Origin of the sequence: Heliorestis acidaminivorans, from assembly GCF_008933955.1 — a bacterium.
Lineage (GTDB): Bacteria > Bacillota > Desulfitobacteriia > Heliobacteriales > Heliobacteriaceae > Heliorestis > Heliorestis acidaminivorans.
Genome location: NZ_WBXO01000026.1, coordinates 1 through 2,504, shown reverse-complemented (window position 1 = coordinate 2,504; position 2,504 = coordinate 1). Strand labels below are relative to the sequence as shown.

General features: G+C 35.0%; 2 protein-coding genes. Both read right to left on the bottom strand.

Features of this window, described 5'->3' with window-relative positions; translation table 11 throughout:
- Positions 1-63: 63 nt before the first annotated feature.
- Positions 64-825: an IS21-like element helper ATPase IstB gene (istB, locus tag F9B85_RS13990; protein ID WP_151621824.1), complete on the bottom strand. Its 762-nt coding sequence runs from the start codon at positions 823-825 to the stop codon at positions 64-66.
- Entirely contained in the window at positions 822-2,405 is a 1,584-nt protein-coding gene (gene istA, locus F9B85_RS13985; protein WP_151621823.1) for an IS21 family transposase, read from the bottom strand. Before istA ends, istB begins: the two co-directional genes overlap by 4 nt.
- Between the last annotated feature and the right edge of the window lie 99 nt (positions 2,406-2,504).

The following is a 2,504-nucleotide window of genomic DNA, read 5'->3' as shown; positions in this document are numbered from 1 at the left end:
TGTATTTGTCAATTCAAAATTCCCCTATATACTAATTGAAATTTCCCCTAGGGGAGTAAAAAATTATTGCTCTTCAAGCCATCGTTTGGTTTCCTTTAGTCTATAAGAATTGCCATTCATATTAACTATGTAGGATTTATGAGTCAACCTATCTATCATAGCAGCTGTCATAACTGGATCTTTAAATATTTCATCCCACCTTTCAAAGGAAAGGTTGGTGGTAATAATGGTTGATTTTCTACCCGCCCTTAAAGATAAGTATGTAAAAAGTAGCTCAGAAGCTTCTTTATCAAAGGAGATATACCCTAGCTCATCGGCTATGATTAAATCATATTTTTCAAACCTTTTTTCAAAGGCTCGAAGAGTCTTTTCTGACCTACTTTCCTTTAATTCATTCACCAGTAGGGGAATGGTGGTAAACAGCACTTTATAGCCTGCATTACAGGCTTTTATGCCTAAACCAATAGCCATGTGGGTCTTCCCCGTACCTGGATTGCCTGCCAGGATAATATTTTGACCTGTTTCAATAAACTCAAGGGTCGAGAACACATTTACTTTATTTCTTGCATCTTCTGGTAAATCTTCTATGATTAAATCTTCAAGGTATTTTTTATACGGAAACCTTGCACTTCTAATCCTACTTTTCCTTCCATTGTCTTTTCTAAGGTCGTATTCATTTTCTAAAAGGTCATAAAGAAAAGCATCATAGGTTTTGCTATTCTTATTGGCTTCGGTAAGCTCTTCTTTAAAATACCTTAGCATGTAGGGTAGTTTAAGTTCTTTTGCAAACAAGGTTATTTTTTCATAGATTTCTTTTTGGTTCATATGATTTTAGCCTCCTTGTGAAAGGCTACACATGAACCTTTAAGAAGATTACCGTAATGACTTAATATTAATTTTGAGTGTTCTTCTATTTGAGTAGCCCTTTCTTGATGGATGATTTTTTCTTCGTCTTTATTTCTATTACATAGCATCTTTATTTTCTCTGTATTAATCCCAATGGGGCTGAGCTTTTCTAACTCTTTAATGACACTTTCAACTTTTTCTAATCCTTTTTGACCAATTAATTCAAGAAGGTCTATGAAATCCTTAGGATTTTCTGTATAATATTTATTGTATATGGTTTGAAGCGTGGGGTTCATTTGTCGCATGGCTGTGCTGGAATGAAGTGACCCAGGCTTCTTTTTTATGGTTTTTATGTAATGCTCTATCTTGATATTCCAGGTATGGGTACCATAATTTCTGTTATGCTGTGCTATGAGCTTGTTGTGATGGTAAACAAAGATTGTTTCTGGATATATTTTTACAAAGACGAATTTACCCACTAGATCATCGGGAACAGAGTATTTGTTTTCATCAATGCTTATGACAGAATATTTATTAACCCTAAGCTCTGTCGTTCTAGCTGTATCATAACTAGGCATCAATTCAAGAAGATATGGCTTTTCTTCCTCAAGGATATCTCTAGGACTTTTACCATCGTTGTACTCTGTTATGCGATCATTCAGTTTAACTAGTACTTCCTGAAGATATTCATTGGCTTCATCAAGGTTCTTAAAGGTGTCTCTTTTGCTAAAAACCTTTCTTCTTATGTACTCGATGCTTCTTTCCACATGTCCCTTTTCATTACCGCTACAGGCATTACAAAACCTATACCTAAACCCGTAATACAAAGATAATTTCAAAAGATCTTCTGTGGGGTCCTTCTCTGTTTTACTGACAAACCTTTTTACAGCTACCTTCATATTGTCATAAACAACAGTTTGATAAACCCCCTCAACTTGGTTAAAAAACTTTACATGAACATCTAGAAAGTGCTCCATCCTTTGATTATGATACAACCTAGCATAGCGATAATTGCCTTTAGCACTGGCGAAGGCTGCCATTTGTAGGCTTTTAGGCTTGCCATCTATGATAAGATTTACATAACCCCAATCAAACTCACATACTTCCCCTAGTTGATACTCTTGCCTTATGTAGGCTTCTTTGGTCTGCTTACAATTCTCTCTAATGTAGGTACATACTGTCGGATAGCTTATATCATAACCTTCTTCAATTAAAGCTTCATAAATATCAATCTTTTTCTTCTGTTGTTTACTCCTTCCTGTAGCTTTCTTTATCTCATTTTCCTTGAGGAAAAAATGAATCCTCTCTATTATCTCATCTGTTAGCTTTCTTCTAATCCTATTGCTACTATCATACTTTGGTGCTGAGATAATATCTGCTATTAGTTCCTTATCTTCCTCTTGAGAGTTGAGTAGTTGTCTTTTCTTTTTTTCATACTCCCTAATGTATTTTCTGATGGTTTTTCTATCAATTCCAGTTCTCCTATGAATCTCCCACTGGGACTTCCCTTCCCTGAAATGCGATAGAATTATTTCTTGTTTTTCCACTAAACTAATCATCCCCTTAGCCCCCCTATGAAGTCTCATAGGGTTATTTTATATTTCCTCTAGGGGAATTTTCAACTATTCTACTAGGGTATTTTTAGATTATCATAAACA

What these genes read in the sequence shown, in the direction of transcription:
- istB (WP_151621824.1), bottom strand. Translation starts at nt 825, where the DNA reads ATGAACCAAAAAGAAATCTATGAAAAAATAACCTTGTTTGCAAAAGAA.
- istA (WP_151621823.1), bottom strand. Translation starts at nt 2,405, where the DNA reads ATGATTAGTTTAGTGGAAAAACAAGAAATAATTCTATCGCATTTCAGG.